General features: G+C 67.4%; 14 protein-coding genes and 1 pseudogene. 14 read left to right on the forward strand and 1 reads right to left on the reverse strand.

Annotated elements, in window-relative coordinates; translation table 11 throughout:
* The 3 genes and pseudogenes from ABD160_RS33020 to ABD160_RS33030 form a co-directional block, all read left to right on the forward strand.
* Positions 1 to 551: pseudogene (locus ABD160_RS33020) on the forward strand (hypothetical protein); the annotation flags it as partial.
* A 2,539-nt stretch (positions 552 to 3,090) separates the two neighbouring features.
* Complete coding sequence (locus ABD160_RS33025) at positions 3,091 to 3,324, forward strand: hypothetical protein (RefSeq protein ID WP_344030611.1); 234 nt, start codon at positions 3,091 to 3,093, stop codon at positions 3,322 to 3,324.
* 3 nt (positions 3,325 to 3,327) lie between these two features.
* Positions 3,328 to 4,389, forward strand: a complete 1,062-nt coding sequence (locus ABD160_RS33030; protein ID WP_344030614.1) for a C40 family peptidase — start codon at positions 3,328 to 3,330, stop codon at positions 4,387 to 4,389.
* Between the two features lie 20 nt (positions 4,390 to 4,409).
* On the opposite strand, the gene ABD160_RS33035 is transcribed toward ABD160_RS33030, so the two are convergent.
* Positions 4,410 to 4,673 (reverse strand): helix-turn-helix domain-containing protein, encoded by a 264-nt coding sequence (locus tag ABD160_RS33035; protein WP_344030616.1) that lies wholly within the window; start codon positions 4,671 to 4,673, stop codon positions 4,410 to 4,412.
* A gap of 198 nt (positions 4,674 to 4,871) precedes the next feature.
* On the opposite strand from ABD160_RS33035, the gene ABD160_RS33040 reads away from it, so the two are divergent.
* The 11 genes from ABD160_RS33040 to ABD160_RS33090 all read left to right on the forward strand — a co-directional run bounded on the left by ABD160_RS33040 (position 4,872) and on the right by ABD160_RS33090 (position 17,406).
* Positions 4,872 to 5,984: a DUF2637 domain-containing protein gene (locus tag ABD160_RS33040; RefSeq protein WP_344030619.1), complete on the forward strand. Its 1,113-nt coding sequence runs from the start codon at positions 4,872 to 4,874 to the stop codon at positions 5,982 to 5,984.
* A complete protein-coding gene (locus ABD160_RS33045; protein ID WP_344030622.1) occupies positions 5,984 to 6,202 on the forward strand; it encodes a hypothetical protein in 219 nt (72 codons plus the stop codon). The genes ABD160_RS33040 and ABD160_RS33045 overlap by 1 nt, the downstream gene beginning before the upstream one ends.
* Positions 6,195 to 6,371 carry a hypothetical protein gene (locus tag ABD160_RS33050; RefSeq protein WP_344030625.1) on the forward strand — a complete coding sequence of 59 codons (177 nt, stop codon included), beginning with the start codon at positions 6,195 to 6,197 and terminating at the stop codon, positions 6,369 to 6,371. Before ABD160_RS33045 ends, ABD160_RS33050 begins: the two co-directional genes overlap by 8 nt.
* Positions 6,371 to 6,937, forward strand: a complete 567-nt coding sequence (locus tag ABD160_RS33055; protein ID WP_344030628.1) for a hypothetical protein — start codon at positions 6,371 to 6,373, stop codon at positions 6,935 to 6,937. The genes ABD160_RS33050 and ABD160_RS33055 overlap by 1 nt, the downstream gene beginning before the upstream one ends.
* Before the next feature lie 73 nt (positions 6,938 to 7,010).
* A complete protein-coding gene (locus ABD160_RS33060) occupies positions 7,011 to 9,095 on the forward strand; it encodes a hypothetical protein (RefSeq protein ID WP_344030631.1) in 2,085 nt (694 codons plus the stop codon).
* Positions 9,092 to 9,916, forward strand: a complete 825-nt coding sequence (locus ABD160_RS33065) for an HNH endonuclease family protein (protein WP_344030633.1) — start codon at positions 9,092 to 9,094, stop codon at positions 9,914 to 9,916. Before ABD160_RS33060 ends, ABD160_RS33065 begins: the two co-directional genes overlap by 4 nt.
* A gap of 154 nt (positions 9,917 to 10,070) precedes the next feature.
* Positions 10,071 to 10,241, forward strand: a complete 171-nt coding sequence (locus ABD160_RS33070; RefSeq protein WP_344030635.1) for a hypothetical protein — start codon at positions 10,071 to 10,073, stop codon at positions 10,239 to 10,241.
* Between the two features lie 175 nt (positions 10,242 to 10,416).
* Positions 10,417 to 15,141: a hypothetical protein gene (locus tag ABD160_RS33075; RefSeq protein ID WP_344030638.1), complete on the forward strand. Its 4,725-nt coding sequence runs from the start codon at positions 10,417 to 10,419 to the stop codon at positions 15,139 to 15,141.
* The gene (locus ABD160_RS33080) at positions 15,141 to 15,719 is read left to right on the forward strand and encodes a hypothetical protein (protein ID WP_344030641.1); all 579 of its coding nucleotides are present in this window, start codon (positions 15,141 to 15,143) and stop codon (positions 15,717 to 15,719) included. The genes ABD160_RS33075 and ABD160_RS33080 overlap by 1 nt, the downstream gene beginning before the upstream one ends.
* A complete protein-coding gene (locus ABD160_RS33085) occupies positions 15,716 to 16,315 on the forward strand; it encodes a hypothetical protein (RefSeq protein WP_344030644.1) in 600 nt (199 codons plus the stop codon). The genes ABD160_RS33080 and ABD160_RS33085 overlap by 4 nt, the downstream gene beginning before the upstream one ends.
* 827 nt (positions 16,316 to 17,142) lie before the next feature.
* Entirely contained in the window at positions 17,143 to 17,406 is a 264-nt protein-coding gene (locus tag ABD160_RS33090) for a hypothetical protein (protein WP_344030647.1), read from the forward strand.
* Positions 17,407 to 17,645: the final 239 nt, after the last annotated feature.

Genomic DNA, 17,645 nt, shown 5'->3' on the forward strand with positions numbered 1-17,645 from the left:
GGCGGGTCGCAAGGGTGGTCACTTCCACTGATCAGCAGTGGTCACTTTCAGATGAGCGGCGGCAGGTCTACGAGCTGCCGCGTGCTGCACCCAAGATGGTCGGTCTCGATGAGCTGCGTTGGCTCTCGATGACCAGCACCGGCCGCACGCTGATCGCACAGTTCAGCCGCGACAACCGCAAGTATCGCGCCCGCGTCCTGGTCGCCGGGCAGCTCGCCTCGGATGTCCTCCAGCTCGGTGGCGGTGACTCTGGCCTGGCGAGCCTCTGCCACGACGTCTTCGTCGGCCGCACCACTGACAGCGCGGCCCAGAGTGATGCGTTGCGCCTGCTCCGGGTGCCGACCGGGGTCGGATACGAGCCACGCCTGGGCGACCTGAGCAGCGGTGTCGGAATGCTCGGAACCGGCCTGGCCGCCGACGCCCCGCGCGAATTCATATGGCGGTCGGGTGACTTCTGCGAAGACGTCCGGCTGGACGTTTCCGGCGACCACTACGCGAGCTTGCGCAAGGTGCTGGACACGAACGCGGCACGCTCCGGGATCGGGCGATGACTGGTTTTCGGATCCCCACCGTCCGGGGCCTGATGGCGCAATGGTATCGGCAGCGGAAACGCCGTCCAGGCGCGGTCTGGCTCCGGCGGGTGCGCGCGGCAGTGCTGGTCCTGGCACTTACAACCGGGCTCACACTCGCCGGAACGGGCGCGGCATCGGCCATCCCACCGTTTGATGACTGCAAAAGCCCTCCAATGCCGACCGATCCGGCGGCCGGTTTTCTGAGCACTCTCGACCAGCTCGTTGTGCACGAGCCGATTGCAGGTGAGGTTCCCAGCGATGCCGCAGAGGCGCAGGGGAAGCTCATCACTTACTACGGTTACGCCGGAATGCAATGGTCCAACTATGACCTTGGTTGTGGCGGAGGAGTACGGGACCCCGGCGCATCGGTGGACACCATGTTCGGGAACTTTTTTCTCTGGATAGCGCGAGCACTGTTCGCCGCTCAGCAGGGATTGCAAGAACTGGTGGTGATGGACCCGACCGGGGGCGACGTCACCGACGCGTCGGACACCACGGCGCGGGCCTTGTTCGATGCGGTGTTCTCTCCGTGGGCCGGTGCCGCGTTGGTCCTGGCTGGGAGCATTGTCATCGTGGCGGGCCGGCGTGGTGACGTCGGCGAAGTTCTCACCCGTGTATGCCTGATCCTCGCAGCAATCGCAGTCTCGGCCCTGTCGTTTGGCTCCGGAGCGCAACTGTCGGAGGATCTCAGCGGTGCAGTCCGCCAAGTCCTGCAAGACGCGCGACAGTCGGTGGCCCAACAGGCTTTTCCAGAACAGGGAGAGAGCGCTGGTCAGGCCATGCGAGACGCTGTCTATCAGCAGATTATCTACCGGTCTTGGAAAGACGGACAGGTGGGCGCCTATGGCAGAGATGACATCGCTTGGCAGCTCTTTCAGAATCAGGCCCTGGATTACAACGAGTGGTGGGCGATCCTCGACGGCCAAGTCGACCAGGAAGACGCGTACCGCGAGAAGGGCGAACGCTGGATGGAGGTGGCCGATCAAGAGGCGACCCCGGCTGAGTATACGAACCTGCAAGGAAAGGGGGATGGGCGTACCGCGACAGGGCTAGGTGCCGTGCTCATCATGGCGCCGATTGCCATAGTTCAAATATTCGCACTGATGATTCAGTACATGCTAGTGCTGTTCCTTGCGTTCCTTCCGATCGGCGCGCCCCTTGTCGCCCTACTTGCGATCGTCAGACCGGGGACTTTGGAAAAGTCTATCAAGGTGGTCGGGGCCGTCATCTTCGGCGGCCTTGTGGCGAGTGTTTGCGGGATTGCGCACTCGATTGTCATCCTCACAATGGCTGGCAACGGGGATCTCACCGACGGCAGCATGATCGTCGCGTCGTGGGCGACCACACTCATCCTGTTGAAGCTGCTGCGCCCGATCGTCAGTCTGACCGGGATCTTCTCGTCCACACGGGCAATGGCCGGACAGTTCAGCCGTCGCGCTGCGCGAGCCCACCAGTGGGTCAAGACAGAGGTTCGACACCACGAGACGAACCGGGCCACCTCGCGCCGTCACCAGCAGTTGATCGGAGCGCTGCGTGGCAGCAGGGCAAGAGGTGGAGTCACCGGCGGACAGGAGGCTGACGGTCCAGACGACCCGGGCCCGGGTCGTCGGCCACCCGGTCCGCCGGGGTCCGGACCGCGCCCCCCCGACCCACGTCCGCCCGGTCCGCGCGGTCCAGGGGGCGGCCCACGGAGCGGCCCAGGCGGGAGCGGTCCGCGCGGGGGCGGTTCGGACGGGGGGGACGCGCCTACCGGTCCGATCGGCGTCGGTCCGCGACCTGGCCCATCGGGCCCGATCATCAGGGGAGGAGCAGGGGGGCGGGAGCCCGTCCCCGAGGCCGTCGGAAGCGTGGGCCGGCCGCGGCACGGGACGGTTGATGTTTCCCGCCGCCGTCCGGATGTGCGAGGAGGAGAGGCCCCCGACCGCGGGCCTGAGCCGTCCACTTTCGCCACGAGACCTGACGGGCGTCGTGTCCCCCGCTCCGGGCAGATCGGCCAGGACCCGGTCGGCAGCGCGCCGGTCGGCGGTGGGCCGCGGGACGGCAACACTTCCCGTGCTCACGCCGGTGCGGTGGGTGGCCCAGCCGCTGCGCGCCTGGCGAGAACATCGACCACCCGGCGGCGCGGCCCGGGGTTCTACCGGCCTTCCCGAACCCGTACTGCGGATCGACCTCACACCGGCACAGCGGTGGGACCGCGACCTGAGTTCGGGCGGGTGAGACCGTGGTGACCGGGGGGCGGGCGTTCACTACCTGGCTGCTCCACAGCCGCCGCAGGTTCTACGGGGTCACCATCGGTGCCATCGTGCTCGTCTCGATCGGTGCCCGGCTCAGCTCGGTAGAGATGAGCGCCCCGGCCCCGCCGCCACCGTCACCTCCCCCGGCTGTGGCTGCCCCGGCACCGCCACCACCACCGCCCCCGCCGTCGTTGACGGAGTCACCCGGGCCTGCCTCCCCGCGGGAGGTAGCGGAGGAGTTCGCGACGCTGTGGGCCTCACCGGACACTCCGCAGCGTGAGTGGTTGCAACGCCTGCAACCGCTGGCGACGGACGAGTACGGCGCGGTGGTGCTGTCACAGGTGGACCCGGTGAACGTCCCGGCGCGTGAGGTCACCGGGGCGGGCTGGGTGACAGCCGAGGACGACGGCGTGGTCCAGGTCACGGTTCCGCTCGATGCTCTCAGTATTCAGATCGAGCTTGTCGAATCCGATGGTGTCTGGCTGGTCGCCGACGTCGAACCTCTCGCGGGGGCCTGAGCGGTGGCGCTGCTGTTGAGGCCGCGCCCTCCGGCGGGCCGCCGTGTGGTCGGCGGGGTCGCCGGAGTTGTGCTGTTGGCGGGCTTCGGCGTCGTGGCGGTGTTCAGCGCCATGATCATTGCGACCGAACCGGCATTCGATGTCACCCGCCGCCCCGGTTGTGTGGCGACGCTCGCAGCCCCGGAACCACCTGGATCCGGTGAGCCAGGTGCCGGAGCTGTGTGGTCACCGACGCAGCGGGCGAACGCCCAGGCCATCGTCGATACCGGCCGACGGATGGGAGCCCCGGCCCGTGCGCAGTGGATCGCGCTGGCGACTGCGATGCAGGAAGCGACGCTCAACAACCTCAGCGGTGGCGATCGGGACTCCGGGGGCCTGTTTCAGCAGCGACCGTCACAGGGATGGGGCACGCGAGAGCAGATCACCGATCCCGAGTACGCCGCCGAGCAGTTCTACGCACACCTGCTCGCACTGCCCGGTTGGGAATCCATGCCGCTGACCGAGGCGGCCCAGGCAGTGCAGCGGTCGGCGTTCCCTGACGCCTACGCGAAGTGGGAACAAGCGGCGGCAGACCTGCTCGCCGAGCTCGGATCGACCGCTCCGGGAGACTCCGTCGAGTCGCTGGTCTGCGCTCCGGCCGGGGCAGGAGGAGAAGTGCCCAGCGCGCCGGGCGCCGCGGGAGCGGCCCTGGCGTTCGCGGCTGAGCAGCTCGGCAAGCCCTACGTCTGGGGCGCAACGGGACCGGATACCTACGACTGCTCCGGGTTGACGATGCGCGCATGGCAGGCCGCGGGCGTGCAGATCCCGCGTGTCTCTCGTGATCAGGCAACAGCGGGCCAGCAGATCCCGCGCGGACAAGCACAGCCGGGCGACCTGGTGTTCTGGTCGTCCAACGGCAGCGTGTCCGGGGTCCACCACGTCGCGCTCTATCTGGGGAACGACCAGATCCGGGAGGCGCCAACGACGGGGGTGCCGGTCCGCGACCGAGCCCTGAACTGGCAACCGGGTTCCTACGACGAGACCCGGGTCCTGCCGTTCGTCATCAGGCCTGGTGCTTCCACATGAAGCCGCATGCGGAAGTGCCGCTAGGCAGGAGGCCGGCTCTCGCCGCCGCCGGCCGCATCCTGTCCTGCCTCGCGGGACTTGCGGCGCCGGCCGGGCTCGTTGTGCCACTCGATGATCCGCTCGGGCTTCCAGATCCAGGACCGTCCGATCCGGCGATCGGGTTCAGGCATCTGCTTGCGATGGCGGTACGCGGAGACCGTCTTCACCTGGACACCGAGGTAGTCGGCGACGTCGGTCGACGTCCACCACTCGGCATCCGGATCGGGACTGGGCCGGTCGGTCATCTGCGCGTACACCCTCCGTTGTCAGCGGTCCCGAAGAGTACCAAAACAGCAGGTCAAGCCGGGCCTAGGTGGTGTCCGCCGCAGTCGCGCCGCGCGGCATCGCTCACACCGCAATACAGACTCAGTCTGTACAACTACAGACTCACTCTGTACCGTCCGACGTGTGCCGATGAGGCCCACTGAGGTCGGGAGGACCACATGAGCAAGCTGTTCAAGCGATACCGTGCGGCGCCGCCGCACACCCCTGCGGCGAGCGACCCGCAGTCACCCGCCACCTACGGACCGCAGGAGCCGCGCCCCGGCCGGGATTGGTCCCGGATTGGCGCGAAGACCCTGGCCGGGACCCGCGCTCTGCTGCTCGGGCTGGTCGTGCTGGCGCCTGAGGCCGCCGCATGGCAGGGCCTTCTCGCACTGGCTAGGGACACCTTCCGGATGACCGGCGGCTGGGAGTACCTGGTCCCGCTGCTGTTCGGCGCCGCGGCCTTCTACGTCGCTCTGCTCGCCCAGCGGTATGTCCTGCGCGGTGACTCGGCGATGACCGAGCGAGCACTGACCTGGCTCTACGCGACCGCCGGTGCGGCGTTCAACTTCTGGCACGCGAGCACGGTGCTCAACGAGACCGCGGCGGCAATCTTCTTCGGCGGAGCCTCTCTGTCGGCAGCCCTGCTCTGGGACCGCACGTTGCGGGCGTGGCGTCGCGACCAGCTCCGGGAGATCGGCGCACTCGAACAGCCGCTCCCCCGGTTCCGGGCCCTGCGGTGGTTGCTGGCGATGCCGTCGACGTTCCGCGCCTTCCGTGCGGCAGTCCTGCACGGACTGACCACCCCGGCCGAGGCCCTGGCCGTCGCCGCGGCGGAGAGCAAGGGCACTGCCAAGGGCTCGCAGGTCGGGCCGTCCACCGCCGAGGCGCCCGCCGATGCCGCACAGGCACTCGGTGGTCACACCGGCGCAGCGATCGAGGGTGGAACCACCCCGTCCGTCGAGCCCGCCGATCGGCAGACGACTCCTGACGAGACCGCGACCGACCCGCACGGCATCCCGGTCGTGGTCACCGAGCAGCGCCGGACCTCGCTCGCCGAGCTGGTCGAGACCAGCGGCAAGGCCGCTGCGGTGCGCGAGGCGTGGCGAATGATGGGCGTCGGTCCGGACGAGCAGCCCACCCGTGACCACATCGCCCAGGTCGTCGAGCTGTTCGCCCGGCAGAACATCAGCGTCACCGAGAAGTACGCCCGCGAGATCCGTCGGCGGATGAAGCCGACGCAGACCCCCGCACCGCGGCCGGTCGCACTGGTCAAGGCGGTGAACGCCTGATGTTGGAAATCGTGATCACCGCAGGGCTGACCTGGCAGATCGGGTTCGTGGCGGGCTGGATCTTCGCGGAGAAGGCCAACGGACGCACCAACTTCCGCGCTCGCTGGGACCAGCAAGAGCGCCGACACGAACGGGAGCGCACCGCTCTGCTCTCCGCACTGGCCGAGCAGGAGGAGGACGACTCCACCACGGTCGGCACAGAGGTGCGGCATGGGTGACAAGAACGAACCGCGTTTTGCGGCTAAGACACGAAAGCACCGAAACACAGGCGAGCTGCCCGACGCCGAGTACAGCGCCGCCACCTACGGATCGGCGGCCGATGTCGTCGCCGAGTGCCGCAAGCACATCGAGCGCGTTCAGAACGCGCTGCGCGAGGGGAAGATCTGATGAACGCCCAGTCTCAGAACACGGAGCGTCTGACGGCGGCGCAGGCCGAGACCCGGATTCGGCGCGACGAGGCCGCCCGCATTGCGACCACCGCCCGCCGTGGGCTGCCCATGCCGAGCGCTGACCAGCTGACGGTGCGCGCGGCCCTGGCCCTCCTCCCCGCGGGTCATGCGGTCGCCTCAGTGGCACGGACCATGTGTCGCGAGTTCGGCCACGACGCGCCACATGGCGGCATCGCGTGTGGCCGCTGCTGGGAGCACGCCATCCGCAACGACGAGCGGGTTGTCATCGAGTTTGGCCTCACTGCCCGGGATGAGGAGCCGGACCCGAGCTACGTCGACGAAGTCGCGGTGCACCGAGCGCTCAACGGAGAGGTGCTGCCGCTCGGGGAGAACGAACAGGACGAGGTCATCCGACGGATGAACTCGGAGGGGTTGTCGCCCTCGGCGATCAGTGAGGTGACAGGACTGCGCTACCGGACCGTGCGCGCCCGGCTGAGCGCACTCGTGCCTCCCGTCGTGGGCGATGTGGCTTCCGGCGCACACCACGCACCGCAGGTGGCGTGAGGGGCCTCAGGGGACACCGCAGATTGCGGTTTAACACGAAATCAACAAAACACGGATGGAGGTGTGAAGGCCAATGACGATGGAGATGGAGCGTCCCGGTGCGGCCGATCCGCAGCCCGGACCTGCGGCGCCGTCGACAGAGATCGTGCCGCTGCGAGGCAGCGGGACGGAGCTGGTCGTCCGTCCCGAGAGCGCGCTGGCACGATTGGCCGCCACTCCGACCGCTGTCCGAACACTTGCGGCGGCGCGCACAGCCGGTGCGGCTGCGCTCGACGGAGCGCGCCGCACCGGCCGGGTCACCTACATCGCAACGGTCCGGGCCCCGGCCCCGGTCGTCGGGCGTGCGCTGTGCCGATTCATCAGCGGGCGGCCGCTACTAGGAGACTCCCGTACCGACGCGACGTTCTGGCGCTCTGCTCGCCGCCAGCCGATAGAGGTCGCAGGGGAGACCGGCAAGTGGTCCTACCTGGCGGGCTGGCAGCGCAGTGCTGCGCGAATCGGGGCACTGCTGATCGCGGTCGGGGTCGGGTTGCTGGTTCGCCCCGATCTCGTTCTGGCTCTCGGGCTCGGTCTCGCTGCGCTCGCACTGGTGTGGGGCACCTACGGAGCCAAGCGCAGCGTCGAGACCCGGGGGCACCGGACCCGCTATCTCTGGCCGTTGCACGAGGCCCTGAGGGGTGCTGTCCGCCAGACCGCGACCCGACCGGAGCAGTGGCTCCACATCCCACCGGATTTCAAGAGCAACCCCGGCGCTGAGCTGCGAATAGACCTGCCACCGGCCTATGACGGCTCTGATGGCGTGCAGAACCACGTCAAGACGGTCGTGCGAAACAAGCTCGGCCTGGAAGGGGACACGGTCTTTGCGTTCCACACCGAAGGCAATAAGCCGTATGTGACGTTCCGGGAGCCAGTACGGCCGCCCGCGAAGGTCACCTACGAGGACATTCTTCCGCTGATGACCAGAGCAAAAGAAACAGCTCCGATCATCGGTCTCGCGGCGGGGCATAAGGCGGTCACGGTCGACTTGGAGGCCGAGTCACCGCATGTTCTCGTCTCGGCCGCGTCCGGGGCTGGTAAATCAGTTCTGCTCCGAGCGATTCTGTCCCAGGGTTTGGCCAAGGGCGGTTACGGAATCATTTTCGATGTCAAGCGGGTGTCGCATCTGTGGGCGGACAATCTACGCAACTGCGAGTATCACCGGCTGCCGGAGTTGATTCACGACCGACTGCTGTCGCTACGACGGGAGGTAGATCGTCGAAATAATCTGGTCGAGAAGTATGCCGACATTGATGGGAACACTGACCATGTCGACGTAGGCCCGAGAATTTGGGTTATGGCGGAAGAAATGAATGTCACCATTAGCCGTCTGAACAAGTACTGGCGCGAAATCAAGGAGAAGGGCGAGCCGAACACCTCACCCGCCGTTGAGGCGCTGCTCGATCTGTTGTTCATGGGGCGTCAGATCAAGATTCACGTCATTTCGGTCGCACAGATGGCGTCGGCCCGCACTATGGGAGGGCCGGAGGCTCGGGAAAACTACGCGACTCGATGCCTGTCGCGATACACCATGAATGCATGGAAGATGCTGTGCCCCGAAGTCTGGCCCATGCCGAGAAAGCCGAAGCAGCGCGGCCGTTGGCAGATCGTGACAAACGGTGTGGCGACCGAAACGCAGGTCGCGTTCTTCACGCCGCGACAAGCACGTGATCTGGCGCAGAGCGGTATTCCGGCGAGCAGTCGAGAGACGTTCCGCGACACAGACGTCCCGGCGTCTCAACCGTCTCATGATCGCGATGACCTGGGACAGGAGGCTGAGACTGTCCCAGGGACAGTGCACGATTCGAAGGTTGTCGACCCTGGACCTGCGGATTCTCATGAAAACCGCGCTGTCCCAGAGCGGAGTGTTCTGGTCGGCCTGAGAGAAGCGGTCGACCAGGATCTTGTGGGTGGCATGACTTTGGCAAACCTGCGAAAGGCAACACAGCGGGACGTGCAGTTCCCAGAGGCCAAGGGGTATCGCGGGTCGGAGCGGCTGTACCCGGCCGAGGAATTGCGCAAGTGGGCGCTAAACCGGCGCATGGCGACGGGTGAGAGCGAAAAGGAGGGCGCGGAGAATAAGGGTCCGGAGGTCGAGGGCGGAGAGGAGCGAGGTCGGTGAAGGAGACAAAGGGGTTCCGAAGCAAATGGGCACTACGAACAACGGCGGCTGTCGGAACGGGCCTCATTGCCCTCGGGGTGGCGGTGGCGGGTGGCGGGATGGAGGCGCCCCACAACTCTGACGAGTGGCGGTCGAAGTCAACCTTTGTAGCGGTGGCCAGCGGTCCGGCTACCGAAAAGCTCGCGCGTCTGCCGGTAAAGGGGCGGGCTCCAAAAACGGGCTACAGTCGGGAGAAGTTCGGACAGCGTTGGGCCGATATCGACCGGAACGGTTGCGATCAGCGGAACGACGTTCTGGCCCGCGATCTCGACTCGGTGACCTATAAGCCCGGTACCGACGACTGCGTGGTTCTGTCCGGAGTTCTGGATCCCGACCCGTACACCGGAGCTGTTATCCAGTTCGAGCGGGGCGCAGGAAGCAGTTCTGCTGTTCAGATCGACCACATCGTTGCGGTGTCGGACGCCTGGCAAAGCGGAGCACAGCAGCTCGACGCAGTAACGCGCGAGCGGTTCGCGAACGACCCGGACAATCTGCGTGCGGTCGACGGCCCGACCAACGCCCGGAAGGGCGATGGCGACGCCGCGACTTGGCTCCCACCGCGACGGGAGTTCTGGTGCGAGTACGGCACTCGGCAGGTCGAGATAAAAACCCGGTACCGGCTGTGGGTGAAGCCCGCCGAGCGCGACGCACTGGCCCGTCTGCTCGATACCTGCCCGGGCGCCCCGCTCGCCGCTCTCCTCCCCGCGGGCGTGGTCCACGGGGAGCCTGCTGTGACTCGGACCGTCGCCGCCCGCCCGGCCCGCCGGGTCTCGAAGGGGTGATGCCCGGTGAAGATCCGGGGCGCTCACGGCGTGTCGATTCCCAATGGAGATTGGGAGACGGTAGGAACGCCGCATGTCAAAGTCGTCCGCGCGACCGACCCGGAGCGCCAAGCCTGGTCCGACGCCTCGCTGGGGCGAAAGATCCTACGTCTCGGTGGGGTGGCCGAAGGAGCACCGGCGCCGCTACGAGCGCGAGGCCAGCAAGTCCGGCCTGAGCCTGAACGAGTACGTCATCCGGGAGATGGCGAAGCTGCACGGGCTCACGGTGCCGCCGATGACGGACGACACCTCATCGGAACAGGAGCAGCTGCCCTTGGGTGCCTGACCTGGGTTGCTGACTCCAAACACGCGAAAACCCCCCGAAGTCTGCTTGGCGGCGTGCTGTCGGGGGGCTCGCGTTTACGTGACCTCGAAGGGAGGTTGCGAGTGCGATGGTACCGGCGGGTTCCCGGTTCGGGAATCCACAACACGCGCTTGCCCCTCGGTGGTGGGTGGTCCCTGTGACCCACCCCGCGAACAACGCGGACCGCAGTTCCCTCGTCCGCGTCGCTGACGCGCTGGCTGACCGGGGCCTGGTCGACACCAGCCGCGGTGACCAGCTGTATGCCCGTTGCCCTGCTCACGACGACCACAACGCCTCGTTGTCGGTGACGTGGCGCCCGGACAGCCGGACCGGAGCTGGCCGGACCTTCGTGCGCTGCCACACCGGTTGCGACACCCGGGCTGTCGTCGAGGCCCTGGGGCTCAACCCGAACCTTTCGGACCTCTACGACGAGCCCCCGGCGCGTCCGGCGAACCCGAACCGGTCTCGCTGGGAGCCCGAGCGCCGGACTCGGAAACCCCGGTCGGCGGCGACCAAGCCGAGGACGAGGCGTGGCAAGGCCCGCCGCCAGCTCGTCGAGACCTATGGCTACTGCGATGAGCACGGGCGGCTGATCTACGAGGTATCCCGGTGGGTGCCCAAGGAGTTCACGGTCCGGGTCGTCGACTCGGCGGGCCGGCGGCAGCCGCGCTGGCCGGTCAAGGCCCGACGTGTTCTGTACCGGCTGCCGTCGGTTCTCGCCGCGGTCGCTGCCGGGCGCCCGGTCTGGCTCGTCGAGGGCGAGAAGGATGCCGACGCGTTGGCCGAAGCCGGGGTGACCGCGACGTGCAACGCAGGCGGTGCAGCGGCGAACGGGGCGGAGCAGGATCGCTGGCTGCCGCAGTACACGGAGTCCCTGCGCGGCGCCCACGTGGTGATCGTCATGGACCGCGACGACGATCCCGAGCAGCCCGGCCGCCAGCACGCCACCCACCTTTTCAACCAGCTCGCCCCGGTCGCGGCCTCGGTCTCGGTTGTCCAGGCTGCCGAGGGAAAGGACGCTGCCGACCACCTCGCCGCGGGCCGCTCGATCGAGGAGTTCGAGCGGGTTGAGCTGAACACAGCGGAGCCCGTCGCCCCGGAGCCGGAGCCTCATGCCCCTGACGCCGGAGCGGCCGTCCCTGTGCCCGCTGAGCCACCGTCGGAACCCGGCGTCACCCCCGACGAGAGCGCAGCGCCCACGGTCGATCTGGGCCGAGAGCGACAGCGTCGTCGTGGGACTAACGACGGGGGAGCCCCGCCCCCACGTCGCCGAATCCCAAAGATCCGCGACGAGTACGAGGTAGTCGACGACGAGCTGTGCAAGATCGAAACAAAGGGACGAGGGGAAGACCGCCAGACCGTGGCCCGGGTACTGCTCCCGGCGGTGCCGCAGCTGCTCCGCAGGTTGCGCTATGACCTTGGCGACGGGGCACCACCGCGTGTCACGCACTACGACCTGGCGGTCTCTCGCGACGGTGAGACCGTCGATCTCCCCGCCATCGCAGAAGAGGACTGGCAGAAGCTGACCTGGGTCGCTGACCTGCCCTGGCCCTGCCCGATCGACGACACGCAGTCCGGCCGCTCGAAGGTCCGGGCAGGCATCGTCGCGGTCTCCGGCCCGACCCCGGTCGAAACGCTCTACGGCACGTTCGGCTGGCGCGAGATCGGCGGGCGCTGGGTGTACCTGCACGCCGGTGGCGCCATCGACGCGGGCGGCGCCCGCCCTGATATCCGCATTGAGGCGTCCGCGAAGTACCGCGATTTCGCCCTCCCGACGCCCCTCCCCGCGGGTGACACAGGGGCTCTGAGCGAGGCGCTGACGGCGTCGTTCGCCTTGATGGAGGCAATTCCGGACCGTCTCGCTGTGCCGATGCTCGGCGCGGCCTACCGGGCATGTCTGGGCTACAGCAGGGTCACGATCCTGCCCGTCGGCGGCCCGAGCTCTGGCAAGACCGCTCTAGCAGCGGTGGGTCAGCAGCACTACTGCCCGGACGCTCGATACGACCATCTTCCGTTTGGAGCGGGTGAGGATGCCGCCACGCTGACCAGCCTTGAAGAACACCGCTTCACCGTCGGCGACATGCTCACGATCGTCGACGACGGCGCCCCCGACCGTGGCACCGAGGCGCTGGGGCGTCGCCTGAATGTGCTCGCCCGCTCGCAGGCCGAGCAGCGGGGAAAGGACCGGGGAGCCCGCACCGGCGGCATCCGCCCCGAACACAAGCCGCGAGGTCTGCTCGGTGTGACTGCTGAGCAGTGGGTCGGCATCGAGTCGGCAGAGACCCGCGTTGTCGCCCTAGACATGCGCCGCGGCGAGCTGAACCCAAGGGAGGCGTTCGGCCCGCTCGACTCCGGGGACGGGCCGGAGCTGCGTGCCCGGCTGACGGCCACTCTCGTTCAGCACTACGCGGACCGGATGCCGATGACGAGCTGGCTACGTAGCACCCGGGCGGAGTTCACCGACGCGATGGTCCGCAGCGATTCCCCGGACCCGGGTGTAGAGGCTCGCCGCTCAGAGGCGGTCGCCGACCTGGCCGTGGGCTGGCGAGCCCTGCTCGACATGGCCGTGGCCCGCGGAGCGCTCACCGAGGAGCACGCCGCTGAACGCTGGTCGCGCGTCTGGGCGGCCCTGATCGAGGCAAGGGATCGCATGATGGCTGGCTCGGTCGAACGCCGTCCCACAGAGATCGCAGCGTCGTCGCTCCGATCGGCTTTCATCCGGCAGACGGCCGCGCTCCGGGACCCCCGGACCGGAGAGCAGCCGGTCCACCCCGAACTGTGCGGATGGGAGTGCTTGGGCGGGGTGATGGAAACGACGTGGCGGCGGGTTGGCTCGCCGATCGGATGGACCGACGGCGAGCGGGTGTGGCTCGACCCTGCGGCCACCACGGAGGAGATCACTCGCCAGTCCCGTGCAGCGGGCATCCCGCTCAACCTGACCCGAGACGGGCTCGGCTCGGCCCTGGCCGATGCCGGGATCCTGCGCACGCGGGAGACCGCCAAGGGGCGCCGGACGACCCGCAAGATCCGCGTCGGCCGCCCCGGCGGCGGACCGAACCCACAGGTCACGGTCTGGGATGCTCCCTGGTCCTGGCTCTGGCCCACCGACGACGGAGACGACGACACTGGTGACGACTGGACGCTTCCGCTCGGAGAGGACCAGGGTCCCGCCGGTGCGGTTCCGGCTCCGCAGTCGAGCGCGCCCGCTCCCGCGCACATCCCCGCCGCGCCCGTAGCACCGACGCAGCTCGACGCGCTCGACGAGACCTCAGCACCCGATACGGAGCCTGAGGTGTCCACTGAGCCCGCGAACGGTCCAGGAGCGCCAGAAGGCCCGGCCGCAGCCCCGGCGGCACGCCAGAGCGAACGTGAAGGGCAGGAGGGCAGCCGACCCGGCTACGCCGGCCTCGCACTGGTGGCGGCCGCGGCGATCGGCTGGCTGGCTCGGCCCGACGGCGCCCCGGTCCCGGTCGACCTGTCGGAGCGATCCGCGACCTTGGGCGAACTACTGAACCACGCCGCCTCGCTGGGCCTGGGGCACCGCGACGGCCACGGGCAGTATCGCGGAGCCAAGTGGGCGTACGGCCAGATCTGGGTTCTCCCGGGCGCTCGGGAGAAGCTGGGTCTACCGGCTGAGCTTCCCGAGGACCCGACCAGCGTGTTGCGCAAGATCCGCGCGGAGCTGGACGCGGCGGGGTGGGGCATGAGCGAGTCGGCGACGCTTTCCGGATGGAACGTGATCTATCTGCGGGACGGCCGCCGGTTCCACCTGGTGGTCCCCGACTGGCAGATCGAGCCCTCCCCGTTCGGTGAGCTGTCCGAACCGGCGCAGGTGCTCGCTCGCCGCCTCGGGGCCTACGCCCGAACGACTGGCGTCGCCTACCGGTACTCCGCAGCGGTCACGGGCGTCTCGCTGATCAGCACGACACGGCCGGAGCTGATGAAGGCCGCCCGGCCCGAGCTGCCCAAGGTGGCTGCCAGGCCGACCCTGGAAGGGGACTACATCTGGCAGCGCCCGATGCAGCCGGATGAGGCGGCGATGCCCTATGTCGACGCCTGGGACGTCAACGGACTCTTCCTCGGTGCCGCGACGTCGCTGCCGCTCGGCCTCGGCGCGCCGGAGGAGATCACCGAGGCGCCGCGGTTCGATCCGAACGTGCCCGGCTACTGGCGGATCAACGCGGTGAACTGGGAAGACGCACGCCTTCCTGACCCGCTGCAGGTCGCTGGCCGTCAGCGCGGAGGCGACTATCTGTGGGTCACCACCCCGACGATGAAGATCTTGACCGAGCTGTACGAGCTGGAACCCGAGATCAGCAAGGCGTACGTCTGGCCGCACGGCGCTCCGAAGAAGGGTGACTCGTGGGACGGCCGGGCCGTTCGAGTGCTCGACAAGTGGGCCCGAGAGCTGAAGAACGCCCGAAACGCCCTGCTCGGCGAGACCTCCGAAGACGATCGCGCCCTGCTCGCCGCGGTCAAAGCGACGTATCGCGGTGGTATCGGTCGTCTCGACGCTGCGACCTGGCGAGGCTCGGACTACCCGCTGCACCGTCCCGACTGGCGACACCACGTCGTCGCTCAGGGCCGCTACGCCCTCACCCGCAAGGTCGTCACCGCGGCGAAGTCTGCTCAGCGGTACCCGCTGGCGATCGCAACCGACGCGGTGCTCTACGCCTCTGACGACCCGACGCCTACCCCTCCCGCGGGCTGGGTTGAAGGCGATCAGCTCGGCCAGGTCAAGCACGTCGGTCGCCTGCCGAGCGCCGAAGTTGCTGCGCTGCTTGCAGATGGGGCTACGCCGAAGTCGAGTACCTACGACGGCTCGACGCTCGTTGAAGCCGGGTTGATGGACCGGTTCAAGCTCGCGGGAGGAGCACGCTGATGGCCCGCCGTCGCAACCGAAACATGACGATGGAGGAGGCCATCACCAAAGCGGTGAGAGGCCAGCGCACCCCTCGTACGACGACGACGTACCGCCAGATCAAGGATTTGATCAAGACCTATGGTGATCGGGACGCTGCCGACCGGCTCGGAGTCTCGCCTCGTACGTTGCGTGCCTGGGTCCATCCCGACCGAGCCAAGCGGCGCGCACCGAGTAGAGCCAACCGCGGCAAGATCGGGGCGGAGCACAACACGCGGGAGGTGCGGCGGGCGACCGCGCCCCGGCGCAGACTGAACCGGTTGGGGCAGAAGGGAATCAAGGTCAACTTCACCGGTCAGGCTGGTCCGGCCCCGATGGGGAAGGACTACCGCCGATTGCGCAAGATCACGGCGGACCTTCCCCCGGACGCTGCCGAAGCGATCATGCACGCGTATGTCGAGGACGGCCCGGCCGGAGCTGAGGCGGCGTTCCGCGAGGCGATGCGCGAGCATTACCACGACGCTGACTGGCAGTTCAGCGATCCGCAGGAGTTCCGATTCGACGACTCGGAGCTGCACGGAGATGGGGACGACTGGTGAGCTCGTCGGGCCTTGATGAGTACGGGCCGGTCGGCTTGGTGGCTGTGATCGCGGTCGTACTGGCCGGAGGGGCGTTCATGGTGCGCCGGTGGCGGGACACCACACGAGGGGCCGGAGACAGTCTCCGCGGCGAGTACCTGAACCGTCTCTGCGGACTGCTGTTCATCGTGACGACAACTGTGGCACTCGTGCTGGTACCCGGTGCCCGCCTGTTCGGTGTGGATCCTCCACGGTCACTTGTAATGGGTTTGGGGTACGCGATGCTGGCGTGCGCGGTGGGGGCGACGCTTAGCGGAATCGTGAGCTGGGTTGAGCGCCGGGCAGCGGCACGGCGGGACGCGCAGCTCGGCATTACCGATGTGAAGCCCCGCCGTCTGCCTGTGGGCGTGGTCGCCTATTTGGGCGCGGTTGCTGGCATCTTTATTGGGATTCTAATTGCGTTCGGGATAGTCCTAATAATCTGGGCTATCAGCCCAGAACTGGCCGTGTCCATGATCGTTGATCGACCCCCACCGATGTGGCTGGCCGTAGTGGTGGTGGCGAGCGTTGCGTTGAGTGCCGGTAGTGCTGGTGTTTGGCAATTCCGCCGCAAGTAGAAAGGATGCTGAAGTAATGCCGTATTCGTATCCAGAATGGGTATGCGTAGATTGCGGAGCTACCGGGGCGGGAGAGGTGGAGTGGGTCAACCACTCACTGCAAACAGACTGCCAAGAGTTTGAGGAAGTAGGCTGAACAGGGGTGGCGACCAGCGGGCCGTACAGACTGAGGAGCAAGGCAGCAGTGGTCCTGACTACCACCGCTGTTCTCGCGCTGGCAGGATGTGGATCTGACCCGGCCGAGGAGTTGACGGGGCGATGGACGGGGACCTGTACGGACAGTCCCGCGTCCGGCCACTACGGAAAGCCGTTTACTATCGAATTTAAGGACGGTAGCCGCTACACAACGTTGCAGTACCGTCAGAGCCGTCCCGATGAGGGGGCATTTTGGGTCGGCGACGACAACTCGCTAACGCTCACTGATAGTGATGGTGACGTGCTCGCGGGAACATTCGAACTGACCGAGAATCGATTGAGTCTGAACTCAATAGCGGACCCCGGAAATGCGCGCAGTCGCCCTAGCTGGTGCACCCTAACCCGAGGATAATCTCCCACTCGGATCGAGCTTGCCCCGCTGTGTGACCGATCGACGGCCGCGGCTCCCGCTGTGACCGATCGACGGCCGCGCGGCTCCCCGGCTGTGACCGATCGGCCTGTCGGCTGATCCCCGCCCCCGCGGGCTCGTGGAGTAGCCTCCTCGTCTGAGTAGGGCGCTTCCCCCGTCCAACTCGGCCGTAGAAGCCGCTGAGAGCGCCGTAGCGCTGTAGGGGGAGGGGGACCCGCCGATGCCATCACCAGCCGAGGACCGCGCGGCACAGCAGCGTGCAGTGGAGCGGGAGCTGTTGCAGGCGTTCGGGCATGATCTGCCGCGCAAGGCCCGTCAAGGTCAGTACGCCGGCATCGAGCAGGGAGAGTACGTAGCAGAGGCCATCGGGGCTGTGTTCATGTCGCTCGGCATGCACCTACGGGATCTGCCGCGCGCGGTCGTGACCGATGCGTTGGCGGCTGCTCGGCTGCATCTGCACGGGCCGTCGGGCCGTCGTGATCCGCGTGGCAACCGGAGCGCTTTGACAGATGGACCGGGACATTAAGTGGTTTAACACTAAAACGCAGTCCCCATTAAGATGTTTTAGTGTTAAATAGCAAGTGTTATGACACTAAATGGCCTTCATTGCGCAGCAATGAAGAAAATTAACACTAAAACGCGTGCGTTTTAGTGTTAACTGTTTTAACACTAGTACAGGCAGCTGACCTGCATAAACAGCGCGCTTTAGCGCGCGTAGGGTTCCGGCCGGTGAGGCGCGCAGCGCCTCACTCCCCAGGCGGCCGG

Origin of the sequence: Pseudonocardia kongjuensis (assembly GCF_039526905.1) — a bacterium.
Classification (GTDB): domain Bacteria; phylum Actinomycetota; class Actinomycetes; order Mycobacteriales; family Pseudonocardiaceae; genus Pseudonocardia; species Pseudonocardia kongjuensis.